This is a genomic window from Apilactobacillus ozensis DSM 23829 = JCM 17196 (assembly GCF_001435995.1).
In the GTDB taxonomy this organism is placed as follows: Bacteria; Bacillota; Bacilli; order Lactobacillales; family Lactobacillaceae; genus Apilactobacillus; species Apilactobacillus ozensis.
Map to the genome: position 1 here is coordinate 227,049 of NZ_AYYQ01000035.1, position 21,523 is coordinate 248,571.

Genomic DNA, 21,523 nt, shown 5'->3' on the forward strand with positions numbered 1-21,523 from the left:
CCTATTTTAAGATAGGTTTATTTTTGTTTAAACCGTTTTTAAAATAAATTTTGATTGGAGTAATTATAATGAGTTCAAGAATTCAATGGTTTCCAGGACATATGGCGAAAGCAATTCGTCAATTTGAAGAAAATATTCATTTAGTAGACATTGTATTAGAGTTGGTTGATGCTAGATGTCCATATAGTTCGATCAATCCTGAAGTTAAAAGAATTAGTAATGAAAAACCACATTTAATGATATTAACTAAAGCTGATTTAGCTAATAAGAAACAAACAGAAGAGTGGATTAAATTTTTTAAAGAGCAAGGTAACTATGCTATATCTGTAGATTCTAAGCAAAATACTACGGGTAGTTATTTAACTAAAATTGTTAAACATGTTTTATCTGATAAAATTGAAGCTAATAAAGCCAAAGGAATGAAAAACGATTCGATTAGGGCAATTTGTGTAGGAGTTCCTAATGTTGGTAAATCAACTTTATTAAATCAAGTTGTTAAGAAAAGAGCTGCTCAAGTTGGTAATCGTCCAGGAGTTACAAAAGGTCAACAATGGTTACGTTCTAGTAAAGATTTAGAGTTATTAGATACTCCGGGAATCCTATGGCCTAAATTTCAAAGTGAAAAAATTGCTAATAAGTTAGCTTTATCAGGTGCAATTAAAGATAGTATCTATCATAGCGATGATGTTGCTTTATTTGCATTGTCTATTTTTAGAAATATTGATAAAGAAGGCTTAATCAATCGCTATAAGTTATCTGAACAAGATGTCGAATTAAGCGACGTCGATTTATTACTGACAATTACTAAAAAAATAGGGATGCAAGACGATTACGAAAGAGCCTCAAATCGAATAATTTTAGACTTTAGAAGAGGTAAGTTAGGAAGAATTACTTTAGATGCTTTATCGGACGTTGATGATAATGAATAAACTGACGATAAAAGAAATTAAGAATAAACTGTTAGAAGTAGATACTTTAGATGACGATTTCTTGCTAGAAATAAAAAAAGATGAGCGTGTTGGCGTGCAAAAGTTATTCAATAGTAAGCTAACACAACTTAAGCATCTGCAATCTTTAAAAGCAGCTTTTAAGGAGCGCTTTGTTTATGAAAAAAGTTTTTGGCAGCAGGGAAAAACAATGATTGCCGGTGTAGACGAAGTGGGACGTGGGCCATTGGCCGGACCAGTAGTTAGTTGTGCAATTATTTTGCCACATGATTTTAATCTCTATCAAGTTAACGATTCTAAACAACTAAGTCCTAGCGTTAGAAAGTCTTTATATCAAAAAATTATTAATAATTGTGTTGCCTATGGAATTGGTATTGCTGATAATAACGTAATTGATGACATTAACATCTATGAAGCAACTCGGGTTGCGATGAAACAAGCTGTTAATAATTTAAAAGTAACACCTGATGAAGTTATTGTAGATGCGATGGATATTGATGTTCCTATTCATCAAACTAAATTAATTAAGGGTGATGCTAAAAGTGTTAGTATTTCAGCTGCCAGCATTGTCGCTAAAGTATTTCGTGATAATATAATGGACGAATATGCTCGTAAGTATCCAGAGTATGATTTTAAGCATAATGCCGGCTATGGAACTAAAAAGCATTTAGATGCCTTAAATAAGTTTGGTATTACTTCTATTCATAGAAAGACCTTTAGCCCAGTTACCAAAATAATTAACCGATAAATACGTATATCATCATAAATTACCATAAGGAGTTTTATGATGAAGATTGCAGAAATTAGGTTATTACTATTAAAACTAAGATTAGCTAAAGGAATTGGAATTAAAGGTGAGCATAATGTTTATAATTGGATTATATCCAATCAAAACACTACCAATATAGATAATTTAAATTCTAAAATTATTTCACAAATAGCCCAGTTGAACTGTAAAAATGCTAAAATATTTATGGATGATTTTGATAGTTATTCAATTCAGGAAAAATGCATTAATAATTTAAAACATAGTAAATATATTTGTATTGTCGATGATAACTATCCAAATAGTCTAAAGGAGGGCTATTTACCTCCAAACATTTTGTTTTATCGAGGTGACATATCTCTAGTAAATGCTAGTTTTTTACTAGGAGTAGTAGGTTCAAGGGAACATACAAATTACGCAATTCAAGCACTTCAAAATATTTTACCCAATTGTGTTAAGTCTAATGCAGTTATTGTTTCTGGACTTGCTAAAGGGGTTGATAAATTAAGCCATCAGTGTACTATTGCTAGTGGAGGTAGTACGATTGCGGTTATTGGAACTAGTTTAGATAAATATTATCCTGCTGATAATAAAGAATTACAGGAATATATAGCTAAGCATTATTTAATTGTAACTGAGTATCCATTGGGTACACCTACTGCAAAATTCCACTTTCCAGAACGTAATCGAATTATAGCAGCATTTGTCAGAGGTGTTTTGGTGGTTGAAGCTAAAGAACACTCTGGTAGTTTGATTACGGCTAATTTGGCATTACAAAATAATCGGGAAGTTTTTGCGATTCCCGGTCGAATTAATGATATTATGTCTAAGGGATGTAATGATTTAATCTTAGCTGGTGCAAAGCCAGTCCTAAGCTCTAAAGACATAATAGAAGAATTTCAATATTAAAATGAGGGATATTAATGGCTACAACAACCAAAAAAAGAAAACGTAGCACTAAGAAAAAGTTGGTTATAGTTGAATCACCAACTAAAGCTAAAACGATTCAAAAATATTTAGGTAGAACTTATAAAGTAGTTGCTAGTAAGGGTCATGTTCGTGACTTACCTAAGAGTAAGATGGGTGTGGATGTTGAAAACAATTATGAACCACACTATATTTCCATTCGTGGGAAAGGTGATACCATTAAAGCTTTAAAAACTGAAGCTAAAAAGGCTAAAGCTGTTTATTTAGCATCTGACCCTGACCGTGAAGGTGAATCTATTGCTTGGCATTTATCATATTTGCTTGGCTTAGATGTAAACGACAAAAATAGGGTAGCGTTTCATGAAATAACTAAAGATGCAGTGAAAGAAGCTTTTAAACACCCTAGAACCATTGACATGAATTTAGTAAATGCACAACAGGCTCGAAGAGTTTTAGATCGATTAGTGGGATACTCTATTTCACCACTATTATGGAAAAAAGTTAAAAAAGGTTTGAGTGCCGGTCGAGTGCAATCAATCGCACTATGGTTAATCATCCAACGTGAACGTGCAATTAAATCATTTAAGCCGGAAGAATACTGGACTATTGATTCAATGATGTCTAAAGGTAAAAATCAGTTTAAATCTAATTTTTACGGGGTTGATGGTAAAAAACGTGAACTACACAATAATGATGATGTTCAAAATATTTTGTCTAAGATTGATGCTAAAAAGCCATTTAGTGTTAAAAAAGTAGTTAAAAAGCAACGTAAGCGTCAACCGCAAGTGCCTTTTACAACTAGTACAATGCAACAAGATGCTAACCGAAAGTTGAATTTTAAGACTGGTAAGACTATGATGTCAGCTCAACAACTATATGAAGGAATCAACATTGGTAAAGAAGGCAACCAAGGTTTAATTACTTACATGCGTACTGATTCTACTAGAATTTCTGCAATTGCTAAGCATGAAGCTTCACAGTTTTTGCATGATAATTTTGGAGCCGAATATGCTGCTACTAAACCAATCAAGGGTAAATTACCTGAAGGTGCTCAAGATGCACATGAGGCTATTAGACCAACCTCCGTATTTAGAACTCCAGATGCTTTAAAAGACTATTTAACCAAAGATCAATATAGACTTTACAATTTGATATGGTGTAGATTTGTGGCTAGTCAAATGACACCAGCTATTATGGATACAATGGCAGTTGATATTGAACAAAATGGCGTTATTTTTAGATCTAATGGTTCTAAACTTAATTTTGAAGGTTTCCTAAAAGTTTATGGTGGCAATAACGAAAAAGATAATATTTTACCTGATATTATTGAAGGCGATGATATTTCTTTACTGAAAACCAATCCAGATCAACATTTTACGCAACCACCTGCTAGATACAGTGAAGCTAATTTAATTAAAACACTTGAAGAAAATGGAGTAGGTCGCCCATCTACCTATGCACCAACTTTGGGCACTATCCAAAAAAGATACTATGTAAAATTAGTTGGTCGTCGTTTTGAACCAACCGAATTAGGTGAAATCGTTAATAAGATTATTGAAAACTATTTCTCAGATATTATTAATATTGATTTTACTGCTACACTAGAACAAGAATTAGATGAAATTGAGGAATCTAAACGCAATTGGGTAGAAATTATTGATAACTTCTATCAACCATTTTCTAAAGAAGTTTCGAATGCTGAAGTGAACATGGCCAGTGTACAAATTAAAGATGAACCAGCTGGTTTTGATTGTGAGATATGTGGATCTCCGATGGTCATTAAGATGGGTAAGTATGGGAAATTTTATGCCTGTTCTAGATTCCCTGATTGTCGAAATACACAAGCAATTGTTAAAAAGATAGGTGTGACTTGTCCGACTTGTGGAAAGGGCGATGTTATAGAAAGAAAATCTAAACGTAATCGTGTCTTTTATGGATGTTCTAGGTATCCAGACTGTGATTTCGTTTCATGGGATAAACCAATCGGACGAAATTGTCCTAAAGATAATCACTTCTTAGTTGAGAAAAAGATAAAAGGTGGAGTACAAGTTATCTGTCCTAATGGTGATTATGAAGAAAAGGTTCAAAAATAATGAATAAAAAATCTTAATTAGTATAATCTTTTTAAGATTTTTTATTTAAATTTAAATGTCAAAAGTTACTTTAACTAATGAAAAATATAATAAAAAAATACCTAGAATACATCCAAAACGAAAAACAATATTCTGATAATACAGTCAGCGCATACAAAATAGATTTGCAAGAATTTAGTAAAAAATTATCGTCAGAAAGCAATCATGATATTATAGAAGTAGATAATTTAGATATTGAAACATATTTAGAGTTTATAAATGCAGATAGTAAAAACACAATTTATAGAAAAGTTTCTTCTATTAAAAATTTCTATAATTATTTAATAAAAAGAGAAGTTATAATAAATAATCCATTTGAATTCGTTTATTTATCTAGGGATAAAAATAAACTGCCTAAATTTTTTTATAAAGAGGAAATAAATGAACTATTTAAAGCAGCAAAAAATGGAAAGCGTTCAGATTTAAATTATCGTAATACTTTAATTTTAGAAATACTATATGCTACTGGAATTAGAGTTAGTGAATGTTCTAACTTAAAACTATTTGATATTGATAAAGAAAATCGAATTATGATAATAGTTGGTAAAGGAAATAAACAAAGAAACATTCCATTTAGTAAATATATGAGAATATTAATTGATTTGTATGAAAAAAATTGTAGAATACCAGTTATGGATAAATATAAAAAGCAGCATAAATATCTTTTGATTAATAATCATGGAGATCAATTAACAGTTAGAGGAATTGAATATATAATGAATCAAATTATAAAAAGGACTTCTCTAACAACTAATATACATCCCCACATGCTAAGACATACTTTTGCTACTCAAATGTTAGATAACGGTGCAGACTTAAGAAGTGTTCAAGAATTATTAGGACACAGTAGTTTATCCACAACACAAATTTATACGCACGTAACAAAAGAACATTTACTAAAAGATTATATGAAATATTTTCCTAGATCAAAATAAAAGGAGTAATTTAAAATGTCAGTCAAGTTTGAAGCAACAACCATATGTGCTGTAAGATACAATGGTCATATTGCAATGGCCGGAGATGGTCAAGTTACAATGGGTGAAAAAGTTATTATGAAAGGAACTGCTCATAAAGTTAGAAAAATATATGATGGTAAAGTGGCAGTTGGCTTTGCCGGTAGTGTATCTGATGCATTTACTTTGGAAGAAAGATTTGAAAGAAAGTTAAAAGAATTCAGCGGTAATTTAAAACAAGCAGCTGTAAAATTAGCACAAGAATGGCGTGGCGACCAACAATTACAAAAACTAGAAGCTTTATTAATTGTTGCTGATAAAAAGGATTTACTTTTGGTTTCCGGTTCAGGTGAAGTGATTGAACCAGATGATGATATTTTAGCTATTGGTTCAGGTGGTAATTTTGCTTTATCCGCAGCCACTGCTATGAAACATCATGCAAAAGATATGTCGGCTAGAGAAATTGCGGAAGCATCCATTCACATAGCTGGTAGTATTGATATTTTTACAAATCAAAATGTTATTTCAGAGGAACTATAATTATATTTAAACGAGGTGCAATTATGAATACAGAAAAGACCCCTAAACAAATAGTTAAAGAATTAAATGAATATATCATTGGACAAAATAATGCTAAAAAAGCCGTTGCAGTAGCGTTACGTAATAGATATCGTCGTATGGAATTGCCTAAATCAATGCAAGAAGACATTACCCCTAAAAATATGTTAATGATTGGACCTACTGGGGTTGGTAAAACTGAAATTGCAAGACGTTTGGCTAAAATCGTTAATGCTCCATTCGTTAAAGTAGAGGCTACCAAATTTACCGAAGTTGGTTATGTAGGTGGCGATGTTGAATCTATGATTAGAGATTTAGTAGAAAAATCAGTTCAAATGGTAAAAGCACGAAAATTTGTAGATGTAGAAGCTGAAGCTACTAAAAGGGCTAATAATAAGTTAGTTAAAATTTTAGTTCCAAACAGAACTAGCGATGATAAAGAGGCTACTGCCAAGGAATTTAATAATTTCATGAAAGTTATGGAAGGTATGCAAAACGGTAAAATGCCAAACTATAACAATATAAACTTTGATAATGAAGAAAACGTTAGTGATGAAATTAAAAATAAACGTATGGATGTTTACGATAAATTATCTAAAGGTTTCTTAGAAGATAAAATGGTAAGTATTCAAGTTGATGATCCTAAACAAAACGTTGGAAATGACAATATGGGTTCCATGGGAATTGATATTAGTGAAACGTTGGGTAAACTAATGCCTAACAAAAAAATAACCCGTAATTTAAAAGTTTCAGAGGCTCGAAAAGTATTAATTCGTGAAGAATCTGAAAAGCTGGTTGATGGAGCAGACTTATACGATGAAGCAATTAAGAATGCTGAAAATTCCGGAATTGTTTTCTTAGACGAAATTGATAAAATCACAGGTGGTAATTCCAAAAATAGAGGGGAAGTATCTAGAGAAGGGGTTCAAAGAGATATTTTACCAATTATTGAAGGTTCTACCATTAAAACTAAATATGGTTTAATTGATACTAGTCATATTTTATTTATTGCTTCAGGAGCTTTTGCTGAAAGTAAACCAAGTGATTTAATTGCTGAATTACAAGGACGTTTACCAATTAGAGTTGAATTAGACTCATTGACTAAAGATGACTTTGTTAAAATTTTAACTGAGCCTAACAATGCTTTAGTTAAGCAATATATTGCGTTAATTGGTACTGATAATATTAAAGTTACATTTACTATGGAAGCAATTGAAAAAATTGCTGAAATCGCTTTTAATGTTAACCGCGATACTGAAAATATTGGAGCTAGAAGATTGCACACAATATTAGAAAAACTATTGGAAGATTTATTATATGAAGGACCAGATATGGAAATGGGTGATATTACCATTACCGAAAAATACGTAGAAGATAAAGTCGGTAATTTGGCTAAAGACCCTAACCTATCACGTTACATTTTGTAAAATTTTATTTGAAAGTTGAGGACATAATGTTAGTTAAATTAGAAAATGAATATCTAACTGTGCTATTAAACACTAAGGGTGCCGAACTAAGTAGTGTAAAAAATAATAAAACCAGTCATGAATATATATGGCAAGCAGATGCAAATTTTTGGGGTAGACACGCTCCCGTATTATTCCCAATCGTTGGACGCTTGAAAGATGATTTTTATTATTTAGATGGTAAAAAATATTCAATGGGTCAACATGGATTTGCCAGAGATAATGATTTTAATATTATTGATCAAGATACGAATCATATTACTTTTGAACTAACTGAAAATGATGAAACATTGGCAATGTATCCATATGAATTTTCTTTGCAAATTACTTACATTTTGAAAGCTGAAGAACTAAAAGTTGAGTATAATATTAGAAATGATGACAGTAAAGAAATGTACTACGCTATTGGCGCCCATCCCGCTTTTAATTTAACTGAAAGTATAGATAATTATTCCATCAAAATTAACAATGGTGGCAAATACAATCATATTCCTTTAAATAATTCACTAAGTGATTTTAATGACATAGATGAATTAGATGCAAACGTACCATTAAGACTTAGTCGTGAATTCTTTAAAGATGATGCTCAAATTATTGATACTAATGGCAATGATCAAACTTCATTTTCGCTATTTAATGAAAAAAGTGACTTTAGAGTAAATGTGAATGCTTATAATTGTAAATACGCAGGAATATGGTCTACTTATCCGAAAGATGGCTCATTTGTATGTATCGAGCCATGGTGGGGCATTGCTGATAATACTAATCATAATCATGAAATTAAGAATAAAACTGGCATTAATGCATTAATGCCATCTAAAAATAGTGAGTATCGATTAGATATTCAATTTCTATAAATAAAAAAGCTTTGGTGATTTCTATCATCAAAGCTTTTTGTTAATTTTTGTGCATATGTTTATATAAAATACCAAAGGGCATTAAATTTTCATCCCCATTAAGTATACGTTTGATATTTCCTATATGCCTAACAATAATAAATATTGAAAGAATAACACCAATGATGCCCAGTTGTAGATCATGATTCATAAATATCAATATGGTAATTAATGGAAAAGATATCATACTAGCTAAACTAACCATACTTGTTAAATAAGTAAAAGTAAGCTCAAATAAAAAGGCACACACAAATAAAAACGGGTGTAAAGCTAGTAGCATCCCAGCACTTGTAGCAACCGCTTTACCACCATGAAAATGATCAAAAACAGAAAAAGTATGACCAATTACTGCACACATTCCAAATATTATAGGCGAAATATGGTTGATATTAAATAATATTGGTAATAAAGTAGCTAGAGTACCTTTTAAAATATCTAAAACCATAACCATGGCACCAGGAATTTTACCCAACACTCTAAAAGTATTAGTAGTACCGATATTTCCTGAGCCATGTTCTCTAATGTCAGTATTAAAGAATACCTTTCCAATCCATATACCATTAGGAATTGACCCTAAGATATAAGCAACAATTAATAATATTGCAATTTTCAAGATAATTTCCTCCAATTTTAATGCAGATACAATTTTAACATATTTTAAAAACAAAGACTGCTTATATTTTTAAAGGGAACATATGTTCTTTGATACTTTTCAACCGCTTTAAAATAGTTTATTATGATATATTGTAAATAAAGGAGTGCTTATCAATGCCGGAACATAAACAAACTTATGATGATTCTTCAATTCAAGTTTTGAAGGGTCTAGAAGCTGTAAGAAAACGACCTGGGATGTATATTGGGTCTACAGACGCAAAAGGATTGCATCATTTAGTATACGAAATAGTAGATAATGCCGTTGATGAAGCATTGGCTGGTTATGGTGATGTTATCAAAGTTACCATTCATAAAGATAACAGTATAACAGTCGTTGACCATGGAAGAGGAATGCCAGTTGGAATGCATGCATCTGGCAAACCAACTCCAGAAGTAATTCTCACAGTATTACACGCTGGAGGTAAATTCTCAGAAAATGGTGGTTACAAAACATCTGGTGGGTTACATGGGGTAGGTTCCAGTGTAGTAAATGCACTATCGACTTCACTGAAAGTAACTATTGTTAGGGATGGCCATAAATATGAAGAAAGTTTTGAAAATGGTGGGAAACCGGTTGGAACTTTAAATGGCTTAGGTAAAACTAACGAACATAGTGGAACTACTTTAACTTTTAAACCAGATAAATCCATCTTTACAACGACAATTTTTAATTATGATACTTTAAAAGAACGTTTGCGCGAATCAGCCTTTTTATTAAAGGGAATAAAAATAATTTTAACTGATGAACGTAACGATAATAGTGATACATTTTATTTTGAACACGGAATTAAGGAATTCGTTCAATATTTAAATGAAGGTAAACATACTTTAGGTAAAGTAATGTACTTTGATGGTAAAAAGCAGGGCGTTGAAGTAGAAATATCCGCCCAATATAACGACGGATACACTGAAAATACTTTATCTTTTGTAAACAATGTAAGAACTAAAGATGGTGGTACTCATGAATCAGGATTCAGAAGTGCATGGACTAAATCATTCAATGAATTTGCACGTCGCGTAAACCTTTTAAAATCTAAAGATAGCAATTTAGAAGGTAGTGATGTACGTGAAGGATTATCGGCAGTTATTTCAATCAAAGTGCCTGAAGAAATGCTTCAGTTTGAAGGACAGACCAAAGAAAAATTGGGTAGCCCAGAAGTTAGACAAATTGTTGATAGTATTGTTTCTGATAAATTGTTGTACTTTCTTTTAGAAAACAACGATTTTTCACAACAACTAGTTCAAAAGTCAATTAAGGCGCGTCAAGCACGTCAAGCAGCTCGTAAAGCACGTGAGGAGAGCCGACATGGTAAGAAACATCATCGTAAAGAAAAATTACTATCTGGTAAATTAACGCCGGCACAGTCTAAAGACACCAGTAAAAATGAACTCTTCTTAGTTGAAGGAGATTCAGCTGGTGGTTCGGCTAAACAGGGAAGAGACCGCAAACATCAGGCTATCCTACCTTTAAGAGGTAAAGTGCTAAACACTGAACGTGCTAAGTTAAATGATATTATGAAAAACGAAGAAATAAGTACCATGATTTACACAGTTGGTGCTGGTGTGGGCCCTGATTTTGATATTAAGCAAGCTAATTATGACAAAATAATTATTATGACTGATGCTGATGATGATGGTGCACATATTCAAATTTTACTATTAACATTTTTCTATAAGTATATGCGCCCAATGATTGAACAAGGCCATGTTTATATTGCGTTACCACCACTATACAAAGTTAAAGGTAAGAATGATGATGGAAAAAATGTTATTGAATATGCATGGACTAATGATGAATTAGATACGTTAATGCATGGATTTAGTAAACGTCACCCTAGCCTGCAAAGGTTTAAAGGTTTAGGTGAGATGAATGCTGACCAATTATGGGAAACAACAATGAATCCTGATAATCGTACCTTGATTAAAGTAAGTATTGATGATGCTTCATTAGCTGAAAAGCGCGTAACTACTTTAATGGGCGACAAGGTTGAGCCTAGAAGAGAATGGATAGAAAAAAACGTTCAATTTACACTTAAAGAAGACGGCAGTATTTTAGATAATCAAAATTCATATAACTAACAAGGAGGGCTCACTTTGAGTAGTGGTACTAATATTGAAAAATTAACGCTTGAAGACATTATGAGTGATCGATTTAGTCGTTACTCTAAATCAATTATTCAAGAAAGAGCATTGCCTGACGTTCGGGATGGTTTAAAACCAGTTCAACGTAGAATCTTATATGCGATGTACAAAGATGGCAATACTTATGATAAAGGTTTTCGTAAGTCAGCTAAATCTGTAGGTAACGTAATGGGGAATTTTCATCCCCATGGTGATAGTTCTATCTATGAAGCGTTAGTCCGAATGAGTCAGGAATGGAAACTTAGAGATCCATTAATTGAAATGCATGGTAATAACGGTTCCATGGATGGAGACCCAGCAGCTGCTATGCGTTATACAGAAGCACGTACTAGTAAAATTGCTAGTGAAATGCTTAGAGATATTGATAAAGATACAGTTAGCTGGATTCCAAACTTTGACGATACTGAACAAGAACCAGTAGTCTTACCATCTAGGTTTCCTAATTTATTGGTTAATGGAGCTACTGGAATTTCTGCTGGTTATGCTACTGAGATTCCACCACATAACTTAGGAGAAGTTATTGATGCAGTTATCTATTTACAAAAACATCCAGACGCTTCTTTAGATGACCTAATGCAATTCGTTAAGGGGCCTGATTTTCCAACTGGTGGAATTATTCAAGGACTAGATGAAATTAAGAAAGCTTATCAAACTGGACGCGGTAGAATAGTTGTACGTTCAAAAACGAGCATTGAAAAACTACGTGGTGGTAAACAACTAATTAGAGTTACTGAAATACCATATGAGGTTAATAAGCTACAACTAGTTAAACAAATTGATGAAATTAGAATTAATAAGAAAATTGATGGAATCGCTGAAGTTAGGGATGAAAGTGACCGAAACGGTTTGTCAATTGCAATTGAATTAAAACGTGACGTAGATCAACAAGGAGTGTTCAACTATTTATTAAAGAACACTGATTTACAGATAACCTATAATTTTAATGTAGTTGCGATTGATAAAATGTGTCCTAAACGACTATCTTTAAAATCAATTTTAAGTTCATACCTTGAATATCAACGTTTGATTGTTAGTAATCGTACCAAATATGATTTATCGGTTGCTAAAAAAAGAGAGCATATCGTTGATGGTTTAATAAAGGCGTTGTCTATTTTAGATAAAGTTATTAATACTATTCGTGAAAGTGATAATCGTAAAGATGCTAGTCACAATTTAGTTGAAACATACGAATTTTCTCCAGCACAGGCAGATTCTATAGTGGCACTGCAACTTTATAGATTAACTAATACAGATGTTACTAAGTTAAAAGCTGAAAAAAACGAATTAGCTGGTAAGATAAATGAATTTAACCATATATTAGATGATTCAGAAAAATTAGATAATGTTTTAAAAAATGAATTGTTAAATATTAAGAAAGAATATGGTTCTAGTCGAAAAACCATCATTGAAAAAGAAATTGAAAATATTAAGGTAAGTAATAAAATAACTATTCCGGATGAAACTACAGTAGTGCTAGTTAGTCATGATGGATACTTAAAGCGTAGTAGTTTAAGGTCTTATAAAGCTTCTGAAGTGGATGATTGTGGCCTTAAAGAAGATGACTATCCAATATTTCTTAAACAATTAAGCACTAGAGACCACCTTTTTATGTTCACTAATAAAGGACATTTAATTTATCGACCAGTTTTTGAAATTACTGATGTTAAGTGGAAAGATACAGGGGAACACATTTCTCAAACCATTGGGTTAGATGCTGATGAACAAATAATTAATATATTTAATTTTAAGGCTTTAAAAGAAAACGGGATGTTTGTAATAGCTACCAGTGATGGCTATATTAAGCAAACTGAATTTAGTAAAGTCATTCCTGGTAGGACCTATCGTTCACATTCATTAACTTATGAAAAATTAAAAGATGACCAATCGAAGGTAGTTAAAGTTTCATACGTAGCAAATAATAAGCCTGACGCTGAGATAATGATTATTTCTAATGTAGGGATGGCTTCTAGATTTATGTTAAGTGATGTTTCGGTTAATGGTCCTAGAACTACAGGGGTTAAGTCTATTGAGTTAAGGGATGAAGAGTTCGTATGTAACATGGAAGTAGTAGGTGATAATGATAAAATTGGGATCATCACTCAAAAAGGCTCATACAAAAATATGCTAGTAAATGAAGTCCCAATCACTAGTCGTGGTAGACGTGGAGTGCAGATTTTAACCCCATTAAAAAGAAATTCATACGAAATCATTGATTTTGCTAAAATAATTAGTAACGAAGAAAGTAATATTCCACTAAGAATATATACTGCAAATAGTAGAATTCACGATGTATTGTCAGATGATTATCCTATGAGTAATCGTAAATCTAATGGGTCAATAATAGTTGATGTTAAAAAAGAAGGTATTCCCGCAAAAATATCTGAGATTATTTCATAATATATAATTACACATTATTTATAATTTCAATAAAAAATTTATAAATTATCTTTAATAAAAATATCATTTATTATATAATTTATAATTAATAATATTATTTTATTAAGGAGCTACTAATGAAAAAAAAGACTAAACAAGAAAATATATTTTCTTCAAAAACACTAACTTATTTCCTACAGTTAGCTGATACTATGAATTATACGCAAGCTGCTCAAATTTTAGGAATTACACAACCAGCTTTAACTCAACAAATTAAAAAGCTAGAAAGAACAGTTGGTTCACCATTATTCTACTCAATAGGGAAAAAACTACGACTCTCTAATTCTGGACACATCATGCTTAATGCTACTCATAAAATTTATGAAATCTTGAATGAAACTACTGATGAAATCGAACAATCTACTAGTGCTACTAGTGGGGATATTAACATTGGTATACTATCTTCCATCGAAGATAAAGTTTTTGAAAACTTTGCCATTCATTCATATAATAATAATCCTAAGCTAAGAATTAATATTCATATGCTAACTAGAAAAGAAATATGGGAAAATCTCGAAAATAATAAAATTGATTTAGCTATTATGTATTTACCAGATGAATCAATTAAAAACTGGAAACCATATGAATCTAAAAAGATTATTAGTGATAATTTATTGTTCATTCATCATGAAGAAAAATTCAAAGATAGAGAAAAAATGAGGTTTAAGGATACTATTAACCATCCTTGGGCTTCATATCCTGAAGACTACTACTTGAATCATATAATTAGGGAAACATTTAAAAATCAAATGGTAGATGCTCCTAAGAGCGTTGCAAGATTCACAACACCTAATCAATTATTAAAGTTCTCAATGCAAACCCAATCTAATACCGCTTTACCAGAGTCTTTCATTATGAGCAAAAATAGTGATAAAATGAAAGAGTGCAAAACTTATGCATCTCGTTTTACACCTAACATCAAATTTGATTTAGCTTTTGTTTATAGAAAAAACAAGGGTGATATTCCTAGGATTAGTCAATTCCTTGAAGATTTTGAAGAATTTTTAAATGAACAAGATTACTTTTCTAGGTTAAAATCTGATAATCAATAGAAATGAGGAATTTATTTTGTCAAAAGAATTAATTTTTGGACACCAAAGTCCAGATACTGATGCAATTGTGGCTCCTAAAGCTTTAGCGTACTTACAATCCAAGCTAGGAAAAGATGTTGAAGCGGTCGCATTAGGCGAATTAAATGAAGAAACTAAATTTGTTTTAGATTACTTCAAAGAAGACGAACCTAGAGTTATTGAAACCGCCAGTAACGAAGTTGATGCTGTTATGTTGTGTGATCATAACGAGCCACAACAAAGCGTTAGCGATATTGATAAATTAACTGTTACTGATGTTGTTGATCATCATAGAATCGCTAACTTTAATACTGAAAAACCTTTATTCTACCGTGCAGAACCAGTGGGATGTACTAGCACTATTTTATTTGAAATGTTTAATGAAAATGAAATTGAAATTCCTGCTAAATTAGCAGGATTAATGTTATCTGCTATAATTTCAGACACACTATTATTAAAATCTCCTACTACTACTGACAAAGACATTTCAGCTGTTAAGGCTTTAGCTAAAATTGCCGATATTAATTATGAAGAATACGGTATCAAGATGTTAAAAGCAGGTACTAACGTTGATGCTAGAAGCGACAAGGACTTGATTGATGGTGATGCTAAATCATTCACAATGGGTGGTAAATCCGTTCGTATTGATCAAATTAACACTGTCGATTTAAACGATGTTTTGAAACGTAAAGATAATTTAGTTTCGGCTATGAAAGATGAAGCTAGTGCCGAAGGTTATGATTTATTCTTGGTTATCGCTACTAATGTTTTAGATAGTAATTCTAAAGCAATCGTTGTTGGTGAACCTAAAGATTCCGTGGAAAAAGCCTTTAATCAACAAATTTCTGATGACACTATCGATTTACCAGGCGTTGTATCTAGAAAGAAACAAGTTGTACCACCATTAAATGATGTAATGGAATAATTTTGAGGAATGATATTAAATATATCATTCCTTTTTATTTGCAATTAGTTTTATTTTATATATTATAGTAAATAAACATTTTATATTTATTATAGGAGGTCTCATCAATGGAATATGATAAAAGTGGTTTAAATGATATTGAATATAATGTTACACAAAATAACTATACAGAAACTCCATTTACTGGTAAATATAATGATTTATTTGAAGATGGTATCTATGTAGATATAGTTTCTGGAGAACCACTTTTTAGTTCACAAGATAAATATGATGCCGGATGTGGTTGGCCTTCTTTTACAAAGACTATATCTGAAGTTGATATCAATAAAGACTTATCGCATGGAATGGTTAGACAAGAAGTTAGAAGTAAATTGGCAGACTCACATCTTGGACATGTATTTCCCGATGGTCCTAAAAAATTAGGTGGTTTAAGATATTGTATAAATTCTGCAGCTTTAAAATTTATTCCAAAAAGTAAAATGAAAGAAAAAGGTTACGAAAAATACTTATCTATTTTTGAATAATTATTGAAAGGGGGTTTTAACATGTTAGATACAGCTATATTTGCTGGAGGTTGTTTTTGGTGTATGGTACAACCATTTGATACTAGACCAGGAATTAAAAAAGTGGTTTCCGGTTATACAGGTGGTCATGTTCCAAATCCAACCTATGAAGAGGTATGTAGTCATACTACTGGTCATACTGAAGCTGTCAAAATAACTTTCAATCCTCAAGTTATTTCTTATGAAGAATTAGTAGAAATATATTGGCAACAAACCGATCCAACAGATGCTTCTGGACAATTTCAAGACCGAGGAGATAGTTATAGACCAGTAATTTTTGTTAAAGATGAGTATCAAAGAAAAATAGCAGAAACTTCTAAAAAGAATTTGTCTAAACAAAAAATATTTGATAAACCAATAGTTACTCAGATTGAAAATGCAAAGCCTTTTTATGAGGCAGAAGATTATCATCAAGATTTTTATAAGAAAAATCCATTAAGGCATCAAATTGAAGAGCTTGGTGGCAGACAGCAATTTAAAGATACCCAGTGGAAAAAATAAAAAAAGAAACGAAATAGTCAATTTCGTTTCTTTTTTTATGCGCGTTTTAACAACATGTTCGAATGTTTAATGAGTAATTATGTATATAATATTTTATATAAGCGTGTTGATATATAATAAATACATTGAAAACAAAAATATTGTTATTAATAAATGCCAGTTTATCAGCATTTTGAATTCCTACTTTTACATAAAAGTAGGAATTCGTTTTTTAGTTAAAACTATAAGACTAAACATCACATAATTGCTTTTATAGAAAAATTCACAAAGTCAATATTTTAGACAGAACATACAATACTTATTTTGTTAATATTTAAGTAAAATTAAATACCCAATGATATGACGAATCGTATTATCAAATATCAATAAATAAGCAACATGTTATTTATTCTATCTTTATAAATGTTCAATACAAATTGCATATATTTGGAGGACACCCTTGATTCAACATAATATATACTTCGTATAATATATATTATGTAAAGTAGAAACTATGATATTTAAATATCTCTTCCCCCTATCATTTCAAATAAATAAAGAGTAGATTTTCTTATTGAAAATCTACTCTTTGTTTATTCTATTTCTTTAAAATTATTTTATTAAAATTTTTACTCTTAAGAATTAAAAATATAATAGCAATTTGTATTGGTGTTGCCACGAACTGCTTAATTATTCTAGCAACTATTATAGTTTTCCAAGGTATGTTATAAAATAAGGTAAGCCACATCGTATTTAATATAGTATAAACACAAATAACAATAATTAACTGACATATTAAAACATGTAAAAACTTGACATTTTTATTTTTATATAAAAACATACCATATAAGAAGCCTGTTAATATTGCTGATATAGTAAATCCAGGATAGTACATTTGACCGTTGATAAAAGTAAAAAGTATATCAGATATACCAGCTACTGACGCTCCCCATACAGGTCCATACGATATTCCTATGATGGCTGTTATTATAAATGCTGGTGAGATTGATATAAATTGAGTGTTTATGCTAAATTTGCTAATTATAAAACTTAGTGCCATTAACATCCCAATATAAACAATATCTCTAACTTCTAGTTTTGGTGGCTTAAACTTACTTATAAAAATAATTGACATCTCCTTAAAATTAAGAGCTGCCACTTATAAAATGAATATATAAGGGCGAATGCGGGTAAAACATCGCGAGAAAAGCTCTTCGTCCAAAGTTCACATTCCGTTCCAATGGCACTTAACGCGTATTACCCTACTCCTGTTGGTTTTATAAAAACGATACATTATAAAAAAATTAAAATCAACAATAAGTGCTTATTACAATTTGTCAGTATCAATCATCCACCCTAACGCTAAAGCCTTTTCACCTAAATGAGTTCCAATTACTGGGCCAAAGTAACTTTGCTCAACACTTACATTAGGATGCATTTCGGCAATACTCTTTGCCCAGTCATCCCCCGCTTTAGAATCGCTAGCATTAATAATAATAGCTTTAATGGGGTAATTAACTGAAGAAATTTTTTCAGTGAAAATTTCTTCAGCACGCTTTAAAGCTTTTTTACGTGATCTAACCTTTTCAAAAGCTACAATTTCATTAGTATTTTCATCAAAAGTCAAAAGTGGCTTTATTTTCAATAAACTACCTAAAAATGCAGAAGCGTTAGATAGTCTGCCTCCACGCACAAGATTTTGTAAATCATCTACCACAAATACTTCATCAATTGTATTTCTGATTTGGTCTAGTTCTTTAATTATTTGTTCAATACTATGACCAGAATCCACTAATTTTGATGCTTCGATTGCTAAATAGCCCATCAGCTTAACTGTTAATTTAGAGTTAAATGGAACTACATTAATATTTTCTATGCTCTCAGAAAGAGCAACTAACGAATTATAAAATCCTGAAATCGTATCAGAAAGATGGATACTTATTACATTGTCATATCCCTCATCTGCTAATTGATTATATAATTCTATCATTTTACCCATTGGTGGTTGTGATGTGCTAGGAAATGACTTTGAATTATTTAATTTTTCATAGAATTCAGAGTTACTAATATCTACTCCCTCATCATAACTTTTGCCATCAATAACAACAGGTATTGGAATCACATGAATGTTGTACTTTTCTTGTTCTTCTTTAGTTAAATAAGATGTACTATCAGTAACAATAGCTGTTTTCATTTATTTCACCCTTTAAATTATTCAATATTGTTTAATTATAACATTAAAATCTTGATAATATTAATCTACTTGTGCTTTGCTTAACCTTTTAATAATCTTTATACTATAAGTTGTGTATTTCTTATAAGAAAGAGAGATGTTAATATATGTCCTTTGATGGTTTCTTTACACATGCCATGGTAAATGAGTTAAATACTAAATTGGCAACAGGTAGAGTTTCAAAAATAAACCAACCATATGAAAATGAAATAATAATTACAATTAGAGCAAATGGAAATAATTATCCATTATTATTATCAGCTAATCCTAGTTATGCTAGGGTACAAATAACTAACATTCCATACTCTAACCCTGAAAAGCCTACTAATTTTAACATGACCTTGAGAAAATATTTGAATGGTGCAATTTTAAATAAGGTTTCACAGTTAGATAATGATCGAGTCTTAAAACTACACTTCTTAACTAGAAATGAACTTGGTGATTTACAAGAAATAGTCCTAATCACTGAAATTATGGCTCGCCACAGTAACATCATATTAATTAATGGACATGACTTAAACGTTATTGACGCCGTAAAACGTATTAGTTCTGACAAAAATAGATATCGAACACTTTTACCCGGTGATACCTATATAAACCCGCCTAAACAAGATACGATTAATTTGTTTGAAAATAATAGTATTGAATTACTACAATCTTTAAATTCACAGTTTCCTAATGCTGAAGTGTTAGCTAGTAATTTACAAAAGTCATTTCAAGGATTGAGTTATGCTACCGCTTTATGTATGGCTAACCTAATACATGAAAACAACAATTTATCCGATAGTATTGATAAATTTATTAAAATTTATAACAATCCTAGACCTACTATTTTTGAAAAAGATAGTCGCACTGATTTTACAGTATATCCATTTAACTTTAATAATAACGTTAAAGAGTTTAATAGTCTTAGCGAAATGTTAGATTTTTACTATCGTGACAAAGCTGAAAGGGACCGTACTAAAGAACAAGGTAATTTATTAATTAAAATAGCTAGAAATGAACTAAAGAAAAGTCGTAAAAAAGCTAAGAAATTACAAAAAACATTAGATGAAACCAAAAATGCTGCTGAATATCGTATTAAGGGTGAAATTTTAATGACCTATTTGGGTAAAATAAAACGCGGTATGAAGGAAATCATCTTACCTAACTTTTATGATAATCAAAATGATATTAAAATAAAATTATCTAATAAAATATCCCCTTCCGAAAATGCTCAAAAGTATTTTAAACGTTATCAAAAAGACAAAAACGCCGTATCTTATGTTAATAATCAGATAAAAATCAATAATCAAAATATTGAATATTTCGATAATATTTTATCGCAAATTGAATTAGCAAAACCAGAAGATTTAAAAGATATTAAATTGGAGTTCAAACAAGAAGGCTATCTCAAAAATCATAATTACCATAATAAAGGTAAACATAAGAAGGTTAAAATTAGTAAACCTGAAAGTTTTATTTCAGATAATGGAATCGAAATTCAAGTCGGTAAAAACAATCTGCAAAATGATAAACTAACCCTTAAGTCTGCCGATAAAAGAGAAATATGGTTACATGCACAAAAAATACACGGCTCGCATGTGATTATCAAATCCTTTAATCCAGATGAAGATACAGTTGCTCAGGCTGCAAAACTAGCTGCATATTTTTCAAAAGCAAGAGACTCAGCTAACGTTCCCGTTGACTATGTTCAGGTTAAACATGTAAGAAAGCCTAATGGTGCGAAACCAGGAATGGTCATCTATGATAGTCAAAATACTTTATACGTGACTCCAACTGAAGAGTTGGTAAATAAATTAAGAGAAAACTATAAAAAAAGCAAATCTTAAAAAAGATTTGAAATGACCCCCAAAAGTTGGACAATAAACTGTTCGATAACTTGGGGGTTATTTTTTTGGTTAAATTTAGTAGTGAATTAAAATTACAAATAGTATTAGAATACTTATCAGGGACTGGTTCAACTTCGTTGAACCACAAGTACAATATTTATAGTAGTGCCACTGTAATATTTTGGGTACGAATGTATCAAAAATATGGAATTAAGGGTTTAATTGTGAAAACTAGTAAACAAGCATATTCTTATATGTATAAATTAAAAGTGCTGAACTGGATGAGACTCCACAAAAGCTCATACCCAGAAACAGCACTTCATTTTAATATCTCTTCACCATCATCAATATTTATATGGGAAAGAAGATTAGAAAATAGGACGCTTAATCACATGACAATCAAACATCCACTTAAAAAGAATCTCACAAAAAGTAATATTAATCAAATTAAAGTTTTAGAAAAAGAGAACTTAAGCTTGTCCATTCAGTTAAAATATAATCAACTAATCAACAAGCATGATCAATATCAAGCTGTAGAAATTA

At 30.9% G+C, this 21,523-nt stretch carries 19 protein-coding genes and 1 riboswitch; of the genes, 16 read left to right on the top strand and 3 right to left on the bottom strand.

Annotated features, from left to right (window positions below; genetic code table 11):
• The first annotated feature begins 68 nt into the window (after positions 1-68).
• The 8 genes from ylqF to FD06_RS06575 all read left to right on the top strand — a co-directional run bounded on the left by ylqF (position 69) and on the right by FD06_RS06575 (position 8,606).
• Positions 69-929 carry a ribosome biogenesis GTPase YlqF gene (gene ylqF / locus FD06_RS06540; RefSeq protein ID WP_056966901.1) on the top strand — a complete coding sequence of 287 codons (861 nt, stop codon included), beginning with the start codon at positions 69-71 and terminating at the stop codon, positions 927-929.
• Entirely contained in the window at positions 922-1,695 is a 774-nt protein-coding gene (locus FD06_RS06545) for a ribonuclease HII (RefSeq protein ID WP_056966944.1), read from the top strand. The genes ylqF and FD06_RS06545 overlap by 8 nt, the downstream gene beginning before the upstream one ends.
• A 39-nt stretch (positions 1,696-1,734) precedes the next feature.
• A complete protein-coding gene (gene dprA, locus FD06_RS06550; protein ID WP_054656851.1) occupies positions 1,735-2,622 on the top strand; it encodes a DNA-processing protein DprA in 888 nt (295 codons plus the stop codon).
• A gap of 14 nt (positions 2,623-2,636) precedes the next feature.
• Complete coding sequence (topA, locus tag FD06_RS06555; protein ID WP_056966904.1) at positions 2,637-4,733, top strand: type I DNA topoisomerase; 2,097 nt, start codon at positions 2,637-2,639, stop codon at positions 4,731-4,733.
• A gap of 77 nt (positions 4,734-4,810) precedes the next feature.
• Positions 4,811-5,707: a tyrosine recombinase XerC gene (locus FD06_RS06560; protein ID WP_056966906.1), complete on the top strand. Its 897-nt coding sequence runs from the start codon at positions 4,811-4,813 to the stop codon at positions 5,705-5,707.
• A 15-nt stretch (positions 5,708-5,722) separates the two neighbouring features.
• A complete protein-coding gene (gene hslV, locus FD06_RS06565) occupies positions 5,723-6,265 on the top strand; it encodes an HslVU peptidase proteolytic subunit (RefSeq protein WP_054656849.1) in 543 nt (180 codons plus the stop codon).
• 20 nt (positions 6,266-6,285) lie between these two features.
• On the top strand, positions 6,286-7,710 hold the full coding sequence (hslU, locus tag FD06_RS06570) for an ATP-dependent protease ATPase subunit HslU (protein ID WP_420834753.1): 1,425 nt from the start codon (positions 6,286-6,288) through the stop codon (positions 7,708-7,710).
• A gap of 26 nt (positions 7,711-7,736) precedes the next feature.
• Positions 7,737-8,606, top strand: a complete 870-nt coding sequence (locus tag FD06_RS06575; protein WP_056966910.1) for an aldose 1-epimerase family protein — start codon at positions 7,737-7,739, stop codon at positions 8,604-8,606.
• Positions 8,607-8,646: 40 nt separating this feature from the next.
• On the opposite strand, the gene plsY is transcribed toward FD06_RS06575, so the two are convergent.
• Positions 8,647-9,258, bottom strand: coding sequence for a glycerol-3-phosphate 1-O-acyltransferase PlsY (plsY, locus tag FD06_RS06580; protein WP_082605327.1), 612 nt, complete (start codon positions 9,256-9,258; stop codon positions 8,647-8,649).
• Positions 9,259-9,413: 155 nt separating this feature from the next.
• On the opposite strand from plsY, the gene parE reads away from it, so the two are divergent.
• From parE to msrA, 6 genes are all read left to right on the top strand, one after another.
• Positions 9,414-11,378 (top strand): DNA topoisomerase IV subunit B, encoded by a 1,965-nt coding sequence (gene parE, locus FD06_RS06585; protein ID WP_054656845.1) that lies wholly within the window; start codon positions 9,414-9,416, stop codon positions 11,376-11,378.
• 15 nt (positions 11,379-11,393) lie between these two features.
• Positions 11,394-13,838, top strand: coding sequence for a DNA topoisomerase IV subunit A (gene parC / locus FD06_RS06590; protein ID WP_082605328.1), 2,445 nt, complete (start codon positions 11,394-11,396; stop codon positions 13,836-13,838).
• A gap of 116 nt (positions 13,839-13,954) precedes the next feature.
• Positions 13,955-14,929, top strand: coding sequence for a LysR family transcriptional regulator (locus FD06_RS06595; protein WP_056966912.1), 975 nt, complete (start codon positions 13,955-13,957; stop codon positions 14,927-14,929).
• 16 nt (positions 14,930-14,945) lie between these two features.
• Positions 14,946-15,872: a manganese-dependent inorganic pyrophosphatase gene (locus FD06_RS06600; RefSeq protein WP_054656843.1), complete on the top strand. Its 927-nt coding sequence runs from the start codon at positions 14,946-14,948 to the stop codon at positions 15,870-15,872.
• A 107-nt stretch (positions 15,873-15,979) separates the two neighbouring features.
• Complete coding sequence (msrB, locus tag FD06_RS06605; RefSeq protein WP_056966914.1) at positions 15,980-16,396, top strand: peptide-methionine (R)-S-oxide reductase MsrB; 417 nt, start codon at positions 15,980-15,982, stop codon at positions 16,394-16,396.
• A gap of 21 nt (positions 16,397-16,417) precedes the next feature.
• Positions 16,418-16,936: a peptide-methionine (S)-S-oxide reductase MsrA gene (msrA, locus tag FD06_RS06610; protein ID WP_056966916.1), complete on the top strand. Its 519-nt coding sequence runs from the start codon at positions 16,418-16,420 to the stop codon at positions 16,934-16,936.
• Between the two features lie 577 nt (positions 16,937-17,513).
• Here the strand turns inward: msrA and FD06_RS06615 are convergent.
• Both FD06_RS06615 and FD06_RS06620 read right to left on the bottom strand, forming a co-directional pair.
• Positions 17,514-18,050 carry a folate family ECF transporter S component gene (locus FD06_RS06615; protein ID WP_056966918.1) on the bottom strand — a complete coding sequence of 179 codons (537 nt, stop codon included), beginning with the start codon at positions 18,048-18,050 and terminating at the stop codon, positions 17,514-17,516.
• 41 nt (positions 18,051-18,091) lie between these two features.
• Positions 18,092-18,187, bottom strand: a riboswitch (THF riboswitch).
• A 55-nt stretch (positions 18,188-18,242) separates the two neighbouring features.
• A complete protein-coding gene (locus tag FD06_RS06620; protein ID WP_056966920.1) occupies positions 18,243-19,109 on the bottom strand; it encodes a DegV family protein in 867 nt (288 codons plus the stop codon).
• Positions 19,110-19,255: 146 nt separating this feature from the next.
• On the opposite strand from FD06_RS06620, the gene FD06_RS06625 reads away from it, so the two are divergent.
• Together FD06_RS06625 and FD06_RS06630 are read left to right on the top strand one after the other, a co-directional pair.
• On the top strand, positions 19,256-20,980 hold the full coding sequence (locus FD06_RS06625; RefSeq protein ID WP_056966922.1) for an NFACT RNA binding domain-containing protein: 1,725 nt from the start codon (positions 19,256-19,258) through the stop codon (positions 20,978-20,980).
• 65 nt (positions 20,981-21,045) lie between these two features.
• Positions 21,046-21,523 (top strand): helix-turn-helix domain-containing protein (locus FD06_RS06630; RefSeq protein WP_056966924.1); only part of this gene is annotated, 478 nt, incomplete at its 3' end.